Raw genomic sequence first — 17,689 nt, 5'->3', positions numbered from 1 at the left:
ATAAATAATTTTAAGTAAAATAGTTATTGGCAAACAATAAAATGAAACTAACAAAAATTAGTACGTAAGGAGCACACCATTAATTCATCATTCTATATTCATTTGGCGTAAAGCCAGTACTTTTTTTAAACATACGATTAAAATGCTGAGGGTATTTAAAACCAAGTTCAAATGCGATTTGACTAATTGATTTTTCAGTATCAAAAATCTTTTCCTTGGCCACATCAATCAATTTTAGTTGCATGTGTTCCTGCGCCGATTTTCCCGTTTCTTTTTTAATTAAATCCCCAAAATAGTTGGGAGAAAGATGCAAACGATCTGCAAAATACCCAACAGAAGGCAACCCTAATTCTTGGGTAGTTTCTGACTGGAAATAATCGTTTAATAGGTTTTCGAATTTTGATAAAATATCAGTGTTTATATTTTCTCTGGTGATGAATTGCCTATCATAAAATCGAATGCAATAGTTTAATAGCAACTCGATATTATTGGTAATAATACTTTTACTATGTTTATCAATGGATTGATCTAATTCATACTCCAGTTTACTAAATAAATCTTTAATGATTTGTTGTTCTTTCAAAGATAAATGTAAAGCCTCATTCGAATCATACGAAAAAAACGAATATTGACTCATTTTTTTACCAAGAGCGGTTCCTTTTATTAAATCTGGGTGAAAAAGTAGTGCTAAACCTGTAGGCTGGTAATTATCTTCATTATTGATTTCAAGAACTTGCCCTGGACCAATAAAAACCATAGTTCCATCATCATAATCATAGGTATTTCTACCATATTTTAATTCCCCGCAATTTCCCGCCTTTAAAAAAACAGCATATAAACCAAAATACATTTTACAATGATTGGGTAAGTTCTTAGTGTTGCTGTTATCAAAAACACTTATCAACGGATGTCTTGTTTCAATATCCTTTAGTGCATTGTACTGAGAAATTTTATCAATTTTAATAATGGTCTCCATAGCTATTCCTTTAATTACAATACAAATATAGGACACACATTTTAAATAAGTTATAGCCAAAAGCAATATCAGTAATAATGGTTATAACAGCCGTAATATGTATACTAATTTGACCTTATTGTTGAAGGAACTTTGTATTATCAAAAATTCACAAAACAATTTATTATAGAAAATCATAAATAATGAAAACTAGAAAATTAGGAAACAGCGGATTAGAAGTTTCAGCTCTTGGTATGGGAGTTATGAATTTGAGTTTTGGAACTGGAATCGCAGTTGAAGAAAGTGAAGGAATAAAAGTGATAAGAGCTGCGGTCGAAAAAGGCATTACTTTTTTTGACACTGCACAAGGATATGGTCCTTATGTGAACGAAAAATTATTAGGAGAAGCATTAGTCCCTTTTAGAAAAGACGTTGTTATTGCTACTAAATTTGGCTTTAAGTTAGAAAATGGTGCCATTACAGGAACCGACAGCCGTCCAGAAAATATTAGAGCAGTTGCCGAAGCTTCATTAAAAAGCTTAAAAACAGATTATATCGATTTGTTCTACCAACATAGAGTAGATCCAAATGTACCTATCGAAGAAGTAGCAGGAACATTGAAAGACTTAATTAATGAAGGTAAAATTCTTCACTACGGGCTTTCGGAAGCTGGTGCCTCAACTATTAGAAGAGCACATGCCATTCATCCCGTCGCTGCAGTTCAAAATCAATATTCGATTTGGACCAGAGAACCAGAATTAGAAGTGTTACCTACTTGTGAAGAACTAGGAATTGGCTTTGTGCCATGGGGACCACTAGGAACAGGATTTTTAACTGGTACAATCGATACCAATACTAAATTTGATAGTGCAACTGACTTGAGAGCTAGTTTCCCAAGATTTACTCAAGATGCTATTAAAGCAAATATGCCATTGGTAGAAATGCTACGTGCTATTGCAAAAGAAAAAAATGCAACACCTGTACAAATAGCTTTAGCCTGGCTATTAGCTCAAAAACCTTGGATAGTGCCGATTCCCGGAATGGATAAAATTGAATACATTGAAGATAATATCAAATCCGTTGATCTTGAATTATCGAATGCAGACCTTACCTATATAGACGATCAGTTAAAGGCTATAAAAATTCAAGGTGCAAGATTAGATGAAGGTTTACTTTCTATGTCCGAATAATTATTAACTAATATAAAAACAAATACTATGAAAAAGTATATTTTAATCATTACCCTTTTAACTGGTTTTCTATCTTTCTCACAAACTACATCTGAGAAAGAAATATTAAAATTGTCAGGACAAATATTCAAATGGGAAGTAGAAAATAAAATTGATTCCTTATCCACTGTTTTCCACGAAAAGTTTGTGGTACTAAGTTCTGACGGTAGCAGTCAATTTAAAACTGGTTATCTAGATCGACTAAAAAGTGGTACATTTAATCATGATAGTATCGATGTAGATGAGAATGCAGCTACAGTTACTGGAAATACAGCGATTGTTACTGGTAAAGGTAAATTTGCAGTTACTGTTTCGGGGAATAAAGTAGCCTTGCGCCTTTCTTACATCGAAGTATTCACCAGAGAAAATGCTAAAAAACCCTGGAAAGTACTCGCAATGAAAGCAAGTATAATTCAATAATTAAAAAATTTTACATCCATCAAACTTTACTCTACTATCATAATAAAGCAGAAATAGTAAAGTGATTGAATGGAAATAAACTGGATATTTAAATTTAAATAGCAAAATGGAGACCAACAATGCAAGTCAAAATGAGTCGCAAATCTTGAAGATAACTCGCCAACTTACCGAGTTGATGATAGACAAAAACCTTGTAGGGCTGAACCGCATTTTAGATCCAAATTTTACACTCACGCATATCACTGGATATGTACAATCTAAAGCAGAGTGGTTCTCAGAAATAGAAAGGGAACGAATGAAATACTACTCCTACAAAGAGGTAAAAACAACAATAAAAATAGATGGCAATCAAGCCCTATTTGTTGGTCAAAATCTTTTGGATGCTAGAATTTGGGGATCAAGAAACAACTGGCGCTTGCAACAAACAATGCAACTTGAAAAACGTAATGGTGAATGGATTATTCTAAAATCAGTAGCTACTACTTTTTAATAACGAATATAAAAATAGAAGTCATGCAAAAAAGAATATTAGGAAAAAACGGATTAGAAGTTTCAGCACTTGGTATGGGGTGTATGGGATTGAATTTTGGTTATGGTCCTGCAACCGAAAAAGGACAAGGCATAAAACTGATTAGAGAAGCCTATGAACAAGGGATAACCTTCTTTGATACTGCTGAAGCTTACGGACAATTAAATGAAGAATTGGTAGGAGAAGCATTAAAACCATTCAGGAAAGAAGTCGTAATTGCCACTAAATTTGGTTTTAAAGATGGTAATTCGAGTTTAGGATTGGATAGTAGTCCTGAACGAATTAGAAAAGTAGTAGATAATTCTTTACAAAGATTGCAAACGGATTATATTGATTTATTCTATCAACATCGTGTGGATCCCAATGTTCCTATGGAGGATGTTGCAGGTACCGTAAAAGACCTTATTGCTGAAGGAAAAGTAAAATTCTTTGGATTATCTGAGGCTGGTGTGGCTTCCATTCGAAAAGCAAATGCAGTACAACCTGTAAGTGCATTACAAAGTGAATACTCTATATGGTGGAGAGAACCTGAACTAGAAATCTTACCAACATTGGAAGAACTAGGAATTGGTTTTGTGCCTTTCAGTCCTCTAGGTAAAGGATTTTTGACTGGTGCTATCAATGAAAACACCCAATTTGACAGTACTGATTTTCGCAATATCGTTCCTCGTTTTTCTGAAGAAAACCGAAAAGCAAATCAAAAATTGGTTGAATTGTTAAGTGACATTGCCAAACAAAAAGAAGCAACTCCTGCTCAAATTGCATTGGGGTGGTTACTAGCACAAAAACCATGGATTGTACCCATTCCTGGTACTACAAAATCACACCGATTGACTGAAAATATTGGTGGTGCATCCGTTAATTTAACTCCAAGTGATATTGTAGCAATTGATGAAGCATTTGCAAAAACAAATGTGCAAGGAGATCGCTATCCTTCACATTTACAAAAAAGAGTTGGAAAATAAAAACATAGCAAAATGAAAAAAGTTAACGTAATTGTAGTTATTGGAGCAGGCTCTATTGGTCAAACCATTGCGAGACGTGTAGGTGCTGGAAATCATATTTTATTAGCCGACTTACATCCAGAAAATAATGATGCTGCTGCAAAGGTTCTAAGTGATGCCGGTTTTAAAGTTAGCACCACTGTAGTGGATATCTCGTCAAGAGATTCGGTTCATGAGTTAGTTAATACTGCAACGGCAATTGGTGGCGTTTCAGGACTGATACATGCTGCAGGAGTTTCTCCATCACAAGCCTCACCTGCCACTATCTTCAAGGTAGATTTATATGGAACAGCATTAATATTGGAAGAATTTGGTCATGTAATTGAAAATGGAGGTTCAGGAGTAGTAATTGCTTCCCAATCAGGACATCGATTGCCCTCTTTAACCCCTGAACAAGATAAAGCATTGGCTACCACTCCAACAGAAGAATTGCTATCGCTTCCATTTTTACAATCAGATGCTGTAGATAGTTCCCTATTTGCTTACCAATTATCCAAAAGAGGAAATTCATTACGAGTAAAGGCCGAAGCCGTACGTTGGGGAAAACGAGGAGCCCGAATCAATACAATCAGTCCAGGAATAATTATTACGCCACTTGCAAACGACGAACTCAATGGGCCTCGCGGAGAAAGTTACCGCAGAATGCTAGAAATTTCGCCTGCCGGAAGAGCGGGAACACCAGATGAAGTAGGTGTTGTTGGCGCTTTATTAATGGGGAGGGACGGTGCTTTTATTACTGGAAGTGATTTCTTAATGGATGGTGGTGTAACTTCTGCCTATTGGTATGGTGATTTAGCTCCTAAATCAGAATAATTTTCTTTTTACATTAGATTAAACTATTGTTGTAATCATCCCAAAACAGAAAACAAATAAATAAAATGACAACATTTATAGATAAAGGAGTAGCTGCTCCAAAGGACTATTTCACTGGAACCGTTTGGGTCAATATGAATGTAATACCCGATGAAGGATATAACATTAATATGGGAACAATAACTTTTGAAAAGAAAGCAAGAACCAATTGGCACAGTCATACCAGCGGCCAAATATTGTTTGTTATTGAAGGTATTGGATACTATCAAGAGCTCCGCAAACCCATTCAACTAATCCAAAAAGGAGATGTTGTCAAAATTCCAAAAAATGTAACACATTGGCACGGAGCTTCTCATGACAGTGCGATGCGTCATATTGCACTAGTTCCAGAATTTGATAAAGATACAACAGACTGGTTACAAGCCGTAAGTAATGAAGAGTATAATACTTTTAAAGCCCCTGTTTATGAAGTAGAAAACAAATTAACACCAGCCGCTATAATGAATCATGAAGAATTATGGCCAAATCATATTTCGAAGGTAAAAGAAACGGATCCTGATTTGATTGAGATATTTGACAATTTTGCTTTTGACGAAGTCATTAACCACGATACGATCGATGTCAAAACAAGAGTACTGATGATTATGGCTTCTACAATAGGTAGTCATGCCTTGAATGAGTACCGTTTGCATGTAAATGCAGCCTTGAATGTTGGCATATCTCCCATTGAAATAAAAGAAGTTCTATACCAATCTGTTCCCTATGTAGGTATTTCTAAGGTGATTGATTTTATAAATGCTACCAATGAAATTTTTATCGAACGGAATATTTCTTTACCTTTAGAGAGTCAATCTACCACTACTCCAGAAAATAGACTGGAAAAAGGATTGGCCAAACAAAAGGAAATTTTCGGCGACCAAATAGATAAGATGTATAAAAACTCGCCCAAAGATTTATTACACATTCAACACTATTTATCTGCAAATTGTTTTGGCGATTATATCACTAGAAATGGTTTGGATATTAAAACTCGAGAAATGATAACACTTTCTTTTCTTATTGCATTAGGAGGCAGTGAAAACCAAATAAAGGGGCATATTACTGGGAATGTTAATGTTGGGAATGACAGGAATATCCTTATTAATCTAATGACACAATTATTGCCCTATGTGGGCTATCCACGTACATTAAATGCCATTAATTGTTTGAATGAAATTTTACCTATAAATAATAATAATAATAATAATAACATAAATTAAAACACGGATATGAACACAACTCAAGTTAAAGCTTATGGTGCTGCAGATAAAGATGCGGACTTAAAAGAATTAAACATTAACCGAAGAGCAGTTTCTGAAAAAGATATAGAAATAGAAATATTATATTGTGGGGTTTGCCACTCCGATTTGCATACCGCTCGAAACGACTGGGGAGGAACACTATATCCCGCAGTACCTGGTCACGAAATAGTAGGAAGAATTACCAAAGTAGGTAGTGAAGTGACTAAATTAAAAGTAGGCGATTTAGCAGGTGTTGGTTGCCTTGTAGGTTCTTGCAGCACTTGTGATAGTTGTAAAAATGATTTAGAGCAATATTGTTCTAATGGCTGGGTTGGAACTTACAACGGTCCTGACAAACTTTTAGGAGGTCATACTTTTGGTGGTTATTCCGAAAAAGTGGTTGTAGATGAACACTTTGTATTAAAAGTACCAGCTAACCTAGACTTGGCTGCCGTTGCGCCATTGCTTTGTGCCGGAATTACCACTTGGTCACCATTAAAACATTGGAAAGTAGGTAAAGGAAGTAAAGTTGCCGTTGTAGGTTTAGGTGGACTTGGACACATGGCTGTAAAATTAGCTAAAGGTTTAGGAGCCGAAGTAACCTTGTTTTCAAGAACTCCAGATAAAATACAAGATGCAAAAGATTTAGGAGCCCATAATGTTGTCATCTCAACCGATGAAGACCAAATGAATGCTGTAACCGGCGAATTTGATTTAATTATTGATACTGTCCCTAACATTCATGATATTAACCCTTATGTTGCTACTTTGAATTATAGTGGAACTATAGTTTTAGTTGGTTATTTAGGACCATTAGATCCGTTTTTAAATACGGTTCCAATGATTATGGGAAGAAAATCAATCGCGGGTTCTTTAATTGGTGGAATTGCCGAAACACAAGAAATGTTAGATTTTTGTGGAGAACACAACATTGTATCTGAAATTGAAATTATCAAAATGCAAGATATCAACAAAGCGTATGAAAGAATGTTAAAAAGTGATGTAAAATATCGTTTTGTGATTGATATGGCTTCTTTGAAAGCATAATATCGATCCTATTTTTATTAATAATCCCAAACACTATTTTTTTATTGTGTTTGGGATTATTATTTTTAAAATTGTATCAAAAAAGATATTTTTATTTAATAAAACAAGTAAAAATTAAGGCTCCTAAAGCCACACTTCTAGTCTCTTTTTTCTCCATAAAAACATATCTTTGCTTTTAGATAAACTACCTCCTTAAAAAACAACAATGGATCAGGATAAATTTATTTTCTGCCTCGAAGGAGTTCGAGATGTAGAAATTACAACTGCTACTGAAGTAGTTAAAAACTTAGAACAATTGGCCCTTGAAGAAGGGATTTCTAGCATATATAAAACCTGCGATACGATTGAAGGATTAGAAGAAAGTTTAAGTGCTTTACTTTATCACGATCATAATTTTAAGGATTATGAGATTATCTATTTAGTGATGCCTGGAGAACGAAATAATATCTGTCTCAATGATTACTATTATAGTTTTGAAGAAATAGCCGAACTATTTGAAGGGAAAATGAAAGGCAAAATCATTCATTTTTCTAATGCAAAAGTTTTAGACTTAAGCGCCGAAGAAGCGCAATATTTTCTAGATATTACTGGAGCAAGTGCGGTGTCTGGCTATGGAGAAGTGTCGTATAAACTACCTAGTATTGCTATCGATAAAGCCTTCTTTAGCTTGTGTCAAGAAATCGATGACGTAGTTGAAATAGTAGAAGAATTGCATCAAAAACATTATGCACTTTGTAAGTTACTCGACTTTAGATTGTACTATTAAAAACCTGAATTTTATCCATTTAAATTCTGTACTAATTTTTATCAAAATTAAAAAATGCCCAATACCTACTCCATTGTTTTACACCCATCAGAAGATATTATTTCTAAAATTAAAATGATGAAGGAAACTCTGTCAGAAAAAATAGGCTGGTTTAACAGTAAAAATTCATTGGCGCATATTACCATTGGTGAATTTACCGCAACTGACATACAATTAGAAAATATCAAAAAACAACTCGCCAAAATAGGCGATTCCATCCAACCCCTAAAAGTAGTTTTAGATCATTTTGGTAGTTATCCAAATGGCGCTTTTTTTATTGCACCAAATCCAAATTCAAAAGAAGAACTAATTCCAATTATGAAACGTTTTCATCAAGAAATCCGTTTCCCAATTGTACATAAAAGCACGGATCCTCACTTATCTATAGCCCGAAAACTATCTGCTGAAAATTTAGAAATGGCTTTCCGTATGTTTCAAAATATTGAATTAGAATACCGTTGTGAAGATGTCGTTTTAAGACGCTTTGATGCTGCAGTAAAACAATTTGAAATCATAGCCCATTTTCCGTTTAACGGGAATACAAAACAAGATTTGATACAGACCTCTTTATTTTAATAAATCTTTAAATAAGGCACGGGCAATTAATATTTTCATGATTTCATTTGTTCCTGCGTAAATACGAGTCACCCTATTATCGGCATACATTCGTGCAATTGGGTAGTCCCACATATATCCGTATCCTCCAAACAATTGTAAACATTCGTCCACTACTTTACCACACATATCAGTGGCCGAATATTTGATTATGGAAGCACTCTCACTCGATAATTTATGTGTACTCATTAACTCAATACAACGATCTAAAAAGGCCTGATGTATTTGCATTTGAGTAGCGCATTCGGCAATTTTAAACTGTGTGTTTTGAAACCCAGCAATTGGAGATCCAAAAGCAGTGCGTTCAGTAGTATATTTAATCGTGTCTTCAATAGCACCCTCAGCGGTGGCAACCGCCATAATTCCCACAGTTAGTCGCTCGCGTGCTAATTCTTTCATCATAATTTTAAAGCCCATTTTTTCGTCCCCAAGTCGGTTTTCTTTTGGAACTTTCACATTGTCAAAAAACAACTCGGCTGTATCCTGCGATTTCATACCTATTTTTCTGAGTGGATTTCCTTTATTAAAACCCTCCATTTCCGACTCTAAAATGAGTAAAGTAACACCTTCATCGTCAGTTTTAGCATTTGTTTTTACAGCAACTATAGCCATATCACACATAAAACCATTGGTTATAAACGTTTTTTGACCATTTACTAAATAATGATCGCCTTTGTCTTCTGCAGTAGTTCCCAATGCTTTTAAATCACTCCCACAATTGGGTTCGGTCATACCTATAGCGGTAATAAGCTCCCCTTTTGCCATTAGAGGTAAATACTTTTGTTTTTGTAATTCGGTTCCATAATGCAGCAAATAAGGCGCTACAATATCTGAATGAAGTGAAAATCCTGGACCTGTAATTCCTTTTTTGGCAAACTCCTCAATAAGTAGCGCATTAAAAGTAAAGTCCAATCCTCCACCTCCATATATTTCTGGAATATCTAAACATAGTAGCCCTAACTCTCCTGCTCTTTTCCAAATTTCACGAGAAACCATTCCTTGTTTTTCCCAATGATTTAACTGTCCCATAATTTCATTTGCAATGAATTCTTGGATCATGGATTGCATCATTTTATGTTCTTCTGTGGCATAAATTTTTCTTTCAATTAGGACATTTTGTAGCATAGGAATGTTTTTTAATTAGGAAGAAATTCTTCAATAATAATACTTTGGAAGCAAAATTTATTCTTTTCTAAAGTTAGCCATTTTATTCTATTTCAAAAGACATTTTTAATTGATAATTATAGGCAAACAAAATAGCCGAAACGATTTGTTTCGGCTTTTTGCTCCTATTTATACAATTCAATATTTAGCAAAAAAACTATAGAATATGTTTAAACTCTTTTTCATTTTTATAAACCTGTGCTAATAAACTCGGTAATACAATTAATAGTAAAGGCATCGCAATAAGGAATCCTCCAATTACCGCAATAGCTAAGGGCTGATGCAACTCAGACCCAGTTCCAATCCCAATTGCTAATGGTAGCAGTGCAATTATGGCTCCTAGCGCAGTCATTAATTTGGGTCGCAATCGAGTAGAAATCGAATACACAATGGATTCATTGACGTTTCTTGTTAACTTAAAGGTTTCTCTAAATTGTAGAAAAGTAAAAATGGCATTTTCGGCAATAATACCCACAATCATTATAATTCCAGTGTAACTCCCTACATTAAGTGGAGTGGCTGTAATAAAAAGCAAAAGATAACTTCCTGCAATTCCTAAAACAGAGATTAATAAAATGACAAACGCTACTCTAAAATCTCTAAAAAGGAATAGAATAACACCAAAAACCAATAAAGAAGAAGCGATTAAAATCATCAATAACTCTTTGAACGATTGTTGCTGGTCTTTATAAGCTCCCGCATATTCAATATAATAACCGCTTGGCAATTTAATTTGAGAGGTGACTTTAGTTTGAATTTCCTTCATCACACTTCCTAAATCTCGATTATCTAATCGTCCAGTTACTACACTCATCATTTGTAGATTTTCCCGTTCAATTTCTGCCACTCCTTTTTCGATTGAAATAGTCACTAAACTGGTAATAGGAATTGATTGACCGTTTGGTAGAAATATTTTAAGTTGCTTAATATCTTCCAAACTTCTTTTTTTACCATTAGCATAAATCAACCGTATAGGAGTTTGTTTTTCATTTTCTAACAAGCTTCCTACTACATTTCCTTCTAAAGCGGTTTGCATTTGAAACTGTAAGTCCGATGGAGTGATTCCGTATTGTGCCAATTGAATGTAATTAGGATGAATATTAATTACTGGTCCAGCCAAAACAATACCATCAAAAACATCGGCGGTTCCTTTTACATTTTCAACAATAGCCGCAACTTGTTTTGCCGTTTTTTGTAATTGTGCCTGATCATTTCCATATACTTTGACTTCAATTGGTGAAACGGAACTCATTAAATCCCCCAACATATCTCCAATTACTTGCCCAAAATCGATACGCAAAGCAGGCTGCGTAGCCTCTACTTTGGCACGAATTTCATCAATTACATCATTACTGGTTTTATTTCTGTCTTTTTTCAATTGGATTAAATAATCCCCTCGATTGGGTTCCGTTATAAAAAATCCCATTTGGGTACCTGTCCTGCGACTGTAGGCTTCAACTTCTGGAACTTTTATAATAATTTTCTCTACTTCGTTCAGCATTCTATCCGTTTCTTCAAGTGAAGTTCCTGGCGGACTTTCATAATCTAAAATAATACTTCCTTCATCCATTTCGGGTAAAAAACCAGTTTCTAAATTGGGTAAAATTATAAATATCGAAAGTATCAAAACGATACAAAATGATATACTAATAATGGGTTTTCCAATAAAATAAGACACCCAATTTTGAGTTTTTACTTCATGAATTTCAGAGATTTTTTCTGTTTCAGCTATCCCTCTGTCTTTTTTGGAAAGTAATAAATAGACAACAGGAAGCAACAACCAAGTAACAAAAAAGGAACAAACCAAAGTGATAATCATCGTGTCCGTAAGTACTTTGAAATAGGAACCCGCAACTCCGCTCATTAAAACAAAAGGAATAAAAATAACAATAGTACTGATGGATGATCCCAGCATGGCCGGAAATAAATACTGAATTGCCTTTTGCAAGAGCGAAACAGTAGGTTCGTCTGGGTGCTCTTCATGAGTTCGATGAATTTGTTCCACCACAACGATGGCATCATCAATAATTAGCCCTAAAGCAGCTGCAATAGCCCCCAAAGTCATAATATTAAACGTTTGCCCTGTGAGGTATAAAACAACCAATGTTAATCCTAATGTTACAGGAATAATAATTAAAATAGTAGCGCTGGCTTTGGCTGATTTTAAAAACAAAACAGCTACAATTATAGCTAATAATAAACCAATTAATAAACTATCGGTAACACTTTTTACCGCATCATTTACAAAACGGGCTTGCTCATAAAATGGTTTAATCGTGATGCCTTTGGGAAGGATTATTTTTAAATCCTGCAGCTTTTGACTCATGGCATCCGAAAGTGAAATTAAATTAGAATTGGGCTGCTTAATGACAGCAACCAAAATACTTTCTTTCCCATTAGCATTTACTTTTATGTATTCTTTAGCTTCTTTAATTTCAACAGCAGCAATGTCTTTTAGTGTAACAATTCCTTTCCCATTATTACTGATAACCAAGTTTTCCAACTCTTCTTTTTTGTCAACTTGGGCATCCGTAATGGTTAAATACAAATAGCGATAATCAGACAAATAACCATTAGATTTTATAAAATTGGTCTGACTTAAAACCTGGGAAATGGCATCTGGTGTAATCCCTAGTGCAGTCATTTTATTAAAATCTAAGGACAACCAATATTCTTTTTCTTTACCGCCAATAATTCTAATTTCTGATACACCATCTATTTGAGAAAGAAATGGTTTTATAGTAAAATTGGCTATTTTTTTTAACTCAATTGCCGACATTCCTTTGCCTTCGATAGCATACCCAATTACAGGAAGAATGGACGGATTCATTTTTTCTACCGTGATTTGAGTATCAGGAGGTAGATTATTTTTGATTTGGTTGATTTGTTCTTCAATACGCGTTTTACTCAAATCAATATCCGCTTTCCAATCCATAAAAGCGGATATTTCACAACTTCCGCGACTGGTTGTACTTCTAATGGTTTTTAAATCTTGAACTTTTTTAATGGCATTTTCTAACGGTTTGGTAACCGTAATCATCATTTTATCAACAGGTTGTTGTCCTGCATCGGCAATGATTTTAATTTTGGGAAAAGTAATTTCAGGAAACAGGCCTGTTTGCATCTCTGAATAGGCAAAAAAACCTCCTAAAATAATTAGGAAGATGATGGCACTTAAACCATTTTTATGTTTGACGAAGAAGTTGTTCATTATTTATTTTTTTTTAACCACAGATTACACAGATTTTCACAGATTCATAAAAATCTTTTAATCTTTTAAATCTTTGGTAACCCTTTTTATTTTCCGATTACTTTAACCTTAATCGTATCGCTCACTCCATAATTACCCGTAACTAAAATTTTATCTTTAGCCGTTAATTGTGGTGCTAAAATTTGGATTCTATCATCTGTCTGAATTCCCTTTTCTATTGGAATTTTAATAGCTGTGTTGGAATTTATCATTTTCATAATCCAAAAATCAGTTTCGGTTTCATCACTTAATACGGCCCCTTTGGGTAACGAAATAGTTTTAGAATTTGAACTTTTATTAATTCTAACTTTTACAATTAAATTTTCAGGAATATCTTGTTTCCCATTTATTTTCAAAATTACATTTTGGGTTTGCGAAGTGGCATCCACTGTAGGTGAAAACTTTTGAACTGTTGCAATTCTATCACTCCCATCAGGCAAACTAACATTCAATTGTTGTCCAGCTGTAACGAATTTATTTAATTCATAAGGCAAACTTAACACCAGTGCAAAACTATTAGCGTCATTTATTGTTACCAATGGATCACCATCTTGCACATAATCTCCTTGTTGCACATTTACCATTGTTACTATTCCACTCGTGTTAGAATGCACTTGAATAGCTCCGCCAAAATTCAAACTAGGGTCAATTTTATTTATCGTATTACCCAGCACTTTAGATTCTCTTGTTTTAATCGAAAACAAGGTGGAACCGTTGTTTACAAAATCATTTATTGCTACATTAACGGAACTCAAGTACCCAGTAGCATTCGCTTTAATATTATTTTTAACTAAATAAGTTGCTGTAGCATTCAATTCCATATAATTTTCAATACCAGTTGTATCAATAGAAGTAATCGTTACAGGAATACTAGCATCAATAGGTTTCTCGGTTACTGAATTGTCCTTACATGCGGTAAAACAGACCGGAATTAGCACCAAAAAAAAGATAAATTTATTCATAGTATTAGTCATTAGAACTCCAATAATTGATTTCATTAATCAGTTGAAGCGTATTTATTTTGTTTTGCGAAATCGTATTATTGATATTGATAACATTTCCTATAGCAATCATAAAATCAGTAATTTGAGCATCTCCAGAAAGTAACAGTTTTTTATTGGCATCGATAAGCGCATCACTTATTTGAAGTTGGGATTGCAACTGATTTTGAGTTTCAATTGTTTGTTTTAATTGCTGATTTAACATCAATAACTGTTGCTGGTATTGCTTATTGAAATTACTTTTATACGCTAAATTAGTCGCTAAAGCAGTTTCATTTTTTTGATGCAACAAGGTTTTCTGATTTCCATCGTAAATAGGAATAGATAATCCTAAACCAACACTAAAGCCGAAATTTTTATATCCTTGACTGATAAAACTTGACATATAACCCGCGTCACCAAGTAACGAAAGAGAAGGTTTATAGCTGTTATCTATTAATTTATTTTGATTAATAATTTTCAAGCTATCGGTTTCAAATTGCTTTTCAAAAATTGACGATTCTGCTTTTTGAATGCTTTTTAAAGAAATTACGGGCTTTTTTAAATTGACAAAAGTAGTATCCGTTTCACCAGTTAAATAATTAAGTAAACCCAAATCATTTTGATATTGTTGTTTCAATTGCAAAACCTGTAATTCTTGCTGCTTTAAGGTTGAAATAAAAATCAAATAATCCGTTTGCCTATAAATGGAATTTTGGGTGAGTTTTTTCAAAATCACGGCTTCATTTTTCAGTAATGCAGCCATATTTTGGTTGTAAACCATTTGCTCTGCACTACCGTAAGTCGTGATGTATTGCGCTATAATGGCTTTATGCAAATCTTTAACCGCAATTTTTTTATTTAAAACTAAACCCTCTCTAATGATTTTGAAAGTTTCTGCTTGCGAATTAACTATACTTTTACCAATTATTTTTTTATTAATTCCTACCAATCCTGTTATGGATTGGCCGTTGCTCAAAGCAGTATCATAACCAAAACCGTTATAATTAGGAGCAATATACCCATTTATATTTGCTGCAACCAGCGGCTTGTAAGTAGTTCTAATAAGCAAACTATCAATTGTATTGGATTGAATTTGATTGGATAAGTCTTTAAGTAAAGGGGAATTCGTTTGGGCTTTTTCTATATAAAAATCCAAATCTTTTTCCTGCGAAAAGGACGAAGCCGTAATTAAAAAAATAAGAATGATAAGGAATGATCTCATTGGATAAATTTATTCAAAAATAAGTAGTTTATTTATTTTTTATCATCAACTACTAAAATAGTAAAAGAGTTAGGAATAATACTTGGTCTTGGATTAGGAATTTCGGCGGTAAGTTTTGGTTTTTCTCCAAAATTTGCAGTAGATAAATACAATTGATTTGTAGTTTTATTCAAAGTAATTGTTCGTGCTCCTTTTTGGGTTTTTACTGTTTGTAGTACTGCAAAAACTGCAGGGCTTTTTTCCTTAACAACTGTAATTGTTCCTTCTCCATTAGAACTAAAAATAAGTTTATTTTTAGGATTAAAAGTAACACCATCGCAACCATCACCAATAAGTAAAGTTTTAACAACCTTACCATTTATAGCATTTACAACCACCATTAACTTATTACCACACACTGCAAATAATCGATTCGATTCTAAATCAATTGCTAATCCTGAAGGTTCGTCTCCTGGTGCAATGCTCCAAGTAGCCTTTACATCCAGTTTAGTGGCATCGATGGTTTTAATTTCGTTTTTATCTTCGATATTTACAAAAATCAACCCTTTGGTATTCGTTACTGAAAATTCTGGTTTTCCACCCAAAGCTATCGATTTTATCTCTTTATTTGTGATCGCGTCTAAAACTGTAGCATTATTAGATTTCCCATTGTAAGTAAATACTTTTTTGGAAAATGCATCATATAAAATGGCATCTGGATTTTTACCTGAAATAGCTACTTTTTCGATCAATTCAAAAGTGGTTAAATTGACAATTGATACTGAATTGTCTTTCCCATTAGAAATGAATGCTTTGTTTAAATCATTTGCAATAGCAATACCATGAACCCCTTTTGTATCAGGAATTGTAGTAATTAAGGCATTCGATTTTAAATCTATTACATTTACCTCACTTCCGTGTGAAATAAATAAATGTTGATTCACATCATCAACGGCAAGATAATCCCAGCCATCATTCCCAGGTAATTTTATTTTCTCAGAAACTTTGAAAGTTTGGCTATTACAATTTGCAATTGAAAAACCAAGAATTACTAATGCAACTATTTTTTTCATTGTGTTATATATTTAATTTATTAAAATCTAAATTGTGCTTAATGTAGATTTAAGATCATTCCGAGGCCCATTTGTCTTCCGTTATAAAAGGGAGCAACCATTACTGAAGAATTATTCTTATTCGATTTAAAAATTTTATTATTGATATAAGGAAATATCCAATAGGCCACTTTTGTGCTTAAAATTCCTATTCCTGCTCCCATAGTTACATCAGTCAACCAATGTCGATTATTATAGATTCTAAAAAAACCTGTTCCTGTAGCTACTATATAACCTGAAATCCCGTACCAAATAGAAACATCCTTGTACTCTTGCCATAAAAATTCGGCACCAGCAAATGCAGTAGCAGTATGTCCCGATGGAAAAGAATTATTACTACTTCCGTCTGGTCTTAAAACATGGGTTGTTTTTTTCAAAGCATAAACCGTACTTCCCATAATAAGATAAGAAGTTGCAAAAATTATACTTCGATCTCGTAAATTATTTTTTCCTTTAATACCTCCTAAATTCAGACCGTAAACCGCTAATGCTGGAACGTATTGGGAGAAATCGTCTACACTAATTTTTCTATCAATATTTTCGGTGACTTCCTCATTGATTTCTAAGTTCAAGTCTTTTAAATTTTTATTTTCCATACCAATTATACCGTATCCAACAAGTACCGTTGGTATAATCAATTGCTTGTAATTGAAGGTTACATTACCATTTCTGCCACCCTTAATACTGTCTTGGCTACTAAGCCCTTGTGCCATTATTCCAGTATTTAAAAATAGTAGGATCAAAAAACAAGAACCATTTTTAATAATTTTAGTCGCAAAATATCTAAACTGGAATTTAAAATTTTCTAACATCATATATTAATTGAATATTTAGTTCGAAAATTATTCTTTTACTAAGGTTCCATTTGCTTTGAAAGCTAAACTTTTTCGCTTTAACCCTTTTTTTAGCTCTACTTCGTATATGGTTCCATTCTTAGCAGTTTCGGTTAGATCAGCCTCTGCTATTTTCCAATCCAAATAATTTGATTTTACAGTGGCTAAAACGGCTTTTGGTAAGTTCATCGCTTTAATCTCTTTTTCAGTCTCAAGCCAAGTTCCATCTTGCAAAAAATTAGCCGAAATGGAATTTCCTTCAAAAGTAAAATCTGCTTCCCACTCCTTTGGCGCTTCTTTTCCCCAACTCACTTTGGTAGCAGTAGGGAATTTTTTAGCGAAAGCTTTTTTTACTGCTTCAGGTGGTGTACCTGCAAATGCAAAACTGTACATCAAAATAACTGATAATAACATTACTAATTTTTTCATTTTTTTTAGATTTAAAAATT

Annotated in this window: 17 protein-coding genes; 9 read left to right on the top strand and 8 right to left on the bottom strand. The window is 33.6% G+C overall.

Annotation, left to right across the window (positions count from 1 at the left end; translation table 11 throughout):
- Window positions 1-79: 79 nt before the first annotated feature.
- On the bottom strand, window positions 80-976 hold the full coding sequence (locus AB3G36_RS10290; protein WP_367752405.1) for a helix-turn-helix domain-containing protein: 897 nt from the start codon (window positions 974-976) through the stop codon (window positions 80-82).
- Between the two features lie 182 nt (window positions 977-1,158).
- Here AB3G36_RS10290 and AB3G36_RS10285 point away from each other — a divergent pair, with 182 nt between their 5' ends.
- The 9 genes from AB3G36_RS10285 (at window position 1,159) to AB3G36_RS10245 (ending at window position 8,658) form a co-directional block, all read left to right on the top strand.
- A complete protein-coding gene (locus tag AB3G36_RS10285; protein ID WP_367752403.1) occupies window positions 1,159-2,145 on the top strand; it encodes an aldo/keto reductase in 987 nt (328 codons plus the stop codon).
- A 27-nt stretch (window positions 2,146-2,172) separates the two neighbouring features.
- Window positions 2,173-2,604: a nuclear transport factor 2 family protein gene (locus tag AB3G36_RS10280; RefSeq protein WP_367752401.1), complete on the top strand. Its 432-nt coding sequence runs from the start codon at window positions 2,173-2,175 to the stop codon at window positions 2,602-2,604.
- A 106-nt stretch (window positions 2,605-2,710) separates the two neighbouring features.
- Window positions 2,711-3,094, top strand: a complete 384-nt coding sequence (locus AB3G36_RS10275; RefSeq protein ID WP_367752399.1) for a nuclear transport factor 2 family protein — start codon at window positions 2,711-2,713, stop codon at window positions 3,092-3,094.
- Window positions 3,095-3,117: 23 nt separating this feature from the next.
- On the top strand, window positions 3,118-4,098 hold the full coding sequence (locus tag AB3G36_RS10270; RefSeq protein ID WP_367752397.1) for an aldo/keto reductase: 981 nt from the start codon (window positions 3,118-3,120) through the stop codon (window positions 4,096-4,098).
- Between the two features lie 12 nt (window positions 4,099-4,110).
- Window positions 4,111-4,950 carry an SDR family oxidoreductase gene (locus AB3G36_RS10265; RefSeq protein WP_367752395.1) on the top strand — a complete coding sequence of 280 codons (840 nt, stop codon included), beginning with the start codon at window positions 4,111-4,113 and terminating at the stop codon, window positions 4,948-4,950.
- 65 nt (window positions 4,951-5,015) lie between these two features.
- Window positions 5,016-6,209, top strand: a complete 1,194-nt coding sequence (locus tag AB3G36_RS10260; protein WP_367752393.1) for a carboxymuconolactone decarboxylase family protein — start codon at window positions 5,016-5,018, stop codon at window positions 6,207-6,209.
- 9 nt (window positions 6,210-6,218) lie between these two features.
- The gene (locus tag AB3G36_RS10255; protein ID WP_367752391.1) at window positions 6,219-7,277 is read left to right on the top strand and encodes an NAD(P)-dependent alcohol dehydrogenase; all 1,059 of its coding nucleotides are present in this window, start codon (window positions 6,219-6,221) and stop codon (window positions 7,275-7,277) included.
- A gap of 205 nt (window positions 7,278-7,482) precedes the next feature.
- Complete coding sequence (locus AB3G36_RS10250) at window positions 7,483-8,043, top strand: DUF6642 family protein (RefSeq protein ID WP_367752390.1); 561 nt, start codon at window positions 7,483-7,485, stop codon at window positions 8,041-8,043.
- A gap of 54 nt (window positions 8,044-8,097) precedes the next feature.
- Window positions 8,098-8,658: a 2'-5' RNA ligase family protein gene (locus AB3G36_RS10245; RefSeq protein ID WP_367752389.1), complete on the top strand. Its 561-nt coding sequence runs from the start codon at window positions 8,098-8,100 to the stop codon at window positions 8,656-8,658.
- Here AB3G36_RS10245 and AB3G36_RS10240 read toward each other — a convergent pair.
- The 7 genes from AB3G36_RS10240 to AB3G36_RS10210 form a co-directional block, all read right to left on the bottom strand.
- Window positions 8,650-9,822, bottom strand: coding sequence for an acyl-CoA dehydrogenase family protein (locus AB3G36_RS10240; protein ID WP_367752388.1), 1,173 nt, complete (start codon window positions 9,820-9,822; stop codon window positions 8,650-8,652). The genes AB3G36_RS10245 and AB3G36_RS10240 overlap by 9 nt on opposite strands.
- A 196-nt stretch (window positions 9,823-10,018) precedes the next feature.
- On the bottom strand, window positions 10,019-13,072 hold the full coding sequence (locus AB3G36_RS10235; protein ID WP_367752387.1) for an efflux RND transporter permease subunit: 3,054 nt from the start codon (window positions 13,070-13,072) through the stop codon (window positions 10,019-10,021).
- Between the two features lie 86 nt (window positions 13,073-13,158).
- On the bottom strand, window positions 13,159-14,109 hold the full coding sequence (locus AB3G36_RS10230; protein ID WP_367752386.1) for an efflux RND transporter periplasmic adaptor subunit: 951 nt from the start codon (window positions 14,107-14,109) through the stop codon (window positions 13,159-13,161).
- Complete coding sequence (locus AB3G36_RS10225; RefSeq protein ID WP_367752384.1) at window positions 14,078-15,316, bottom strand: TolC family protein; 1,239 nt, start codon at window positions 15,314-15,316, stop codon at window positions 14,078-14,080. The genes AB3G36_RS10230 and AB3G36_RS10225 overlap by 32 nt, the downstream gene beginning before the upstream one ends.
- A 32-nt stretch (window positions 15,317-15,348) precedes the next feature.
- Window positions 15,349-16,368: a YncE family protein gene (locus AB3G36_RS10220; RefSeq protein ID WP_367752382.1), complete on the bottom strand. Its 1,020-nt coding sequence runs from the start codon at window positions 16,366-16,368 to the stop codon at window positions 15,349-15,351.
- Window positions 16,369-16,406: 38 nt separating this feature from the next.
- Complete coding sequence (locus AB3G36_RS10215) at window positions 16,407-17,120, bottom strand: phosphatase PAP2 family protein (protein WP_367752380.1); 714 nt, start codon at window positions 17,118-17,120, stop codon at window positions 16,407-16,409.
- A gap of 129 nt (window positions 17,121-17,249) precedes the next feature.
- Entirely contained in the window at window positions 17,250-17,669 is a 420-nt protein-coding gene (locus AB3G36_RS10210; protein WP_367752378.1) for a PepSY-like domain-containing protein, read from the bottom strand.
- Window positions 17,670-17,689: the final 20 nt, after the last annotated feature.

Origin of the sequence: Flavobacterium sp. WC2430, from assembly GCF_040822075.1 — a bacterium.
GTDB lineage: Bacteria > Bacteroidota > Bacteroidia > Flavobacteriales > Flavobacteriaceae > Flavobacterium.
This window is presented reverse-complemented; position numbering and strand designations above follow the sequence as displayed.

What these genes read in the sequence shown, in the direction of transcription:
- AB3G36_RS10290 (WP_367752405.1), bottom strand. Translation starts at nt 976, where the DNA reads ATGGAGACCATTATTAAAATTGATAAAATTTCTCAGTACAATGCACTA.
- AB3G36_RS10285 (WP_367752403.1), top strand. Translation starts at nt 1,159, where the DNA reads ATGAAAACTAGAAAATTAGGAAACAGCGGATTAGAAGTTTCAGCTCTT.
- AB3G36_RS10280 (WP_367752401.1), top strand. Translation starts at nt 2,173, where the DNA reads ATGAAAAAGTATATTTTAATCATTACCCTTTTAACTGGTTTTCTATCT.
- AB3G36_RS10275 (WP_367752399.1), top strand. Translation starts at nt 2,711, where the DNA reads ATGGAGACCAACAATGCAAGTCAAAATGAGTCGCAAATCTTGAAGATA.
- AB3G36_RS10270 (WP_367752397.1), top strand. Translation starts at nt 3,118, where the DNA reads ATGCAAAAAAGAATATTAGGAAAAAACGGATTAGAAGTTTCAGCACTT.
- AB3G36_RS10265 (WP_367752395.1), top strand. Translation starts at nt 4,111, where the DNA reads ATGAAAAAAGTTAACGTAATTGTAGTTATTGGAGCAGGCTCTATTGGT.
- AB3G36_RS10260 (WP_367752393.1), top strand. Translation starts at nt 5,016, where the DNA reads ATGACAACATTTATAGATAAAGGAGTAGCTGCTCCAAAGGACTATTTC.
- AB3G36_RS10255 (WP_367752391.1), top strand. Translation starts at nt 6,219, where the DNA reads ATGAACACAACTCAAGTTAAAGCTTATGGTGCTGCAGATAAAGATGCG.
- AB3G36_RS10250 (WP_367752390.1), top strand. Translation starts at nt 7,483, where the DNA reads ATGGATCAGGATAAATTTATTTTCTGCCTCGAAGGAGTTCGAGATGTA.
- AB3G36_RS10245 (WP_367752389.1), top strand. Translation starts at nt 8,098, where the DNA reads ATGCCCAATACCTACTCCATTGTTTTACACCCATCAGAAGATATTATT.
- AB3G36_RS10240 (WP_367752388.1), bottom strand. Translation starts at nt 9,822, where the DNA reads ATGCTACAAAATGTCCTAATTGAAAGAAAAATTTATGCCACAGAAGAA.
- AB3G36_RS10235 (WP_367752387.1), bottom strand. Translation starts at nt 13,072, where the DNA reads ATGAACAACTTCTTCGTCAAACATAAAAATGGTTTAAGTGCCATCATC.
- AB3G36_RS10230 (WP_367752386.1), bottom strand. Translation starts at nt 14,109, where the DNA reads ATGAAATCAATTATTGGAGTTCTAATGACTAATACTATGAATAAATTT.
- AB3G36_RS10225 (WP_367752384.1), bottom strand. Translation starts at nt 15,316, where the DNA reads ATGAGATCATTCCTTATCATTCTTATTTTTTTAATTACGGCTTCGTCC.
- AB3G36_RS10220 (WP_367752382.1), bottom strand. Translation starts at nt 16,368, where the DNA reads ATGAAAAAAATAGTTGCATTAGTAATTCTTGGTTTTTCAATTGCAAAT.
- AB3G36_RS10215 (WP_367752380.1), bottom strand. Translation starts at nt 17,120, where the DNA reads ATGGCACAAGGGCTTAGTAGCCAAGACAGTATTAAGGGTGGCAGAAAT.
- AB3G36_RS10210 (WP_367752378.1), bottom strand. Translation starts at nt 17,669, where the DNA reads ATGAAAAAATTAGTAATGTTATTATCAGTTATTTTGATGTACAGTTTT.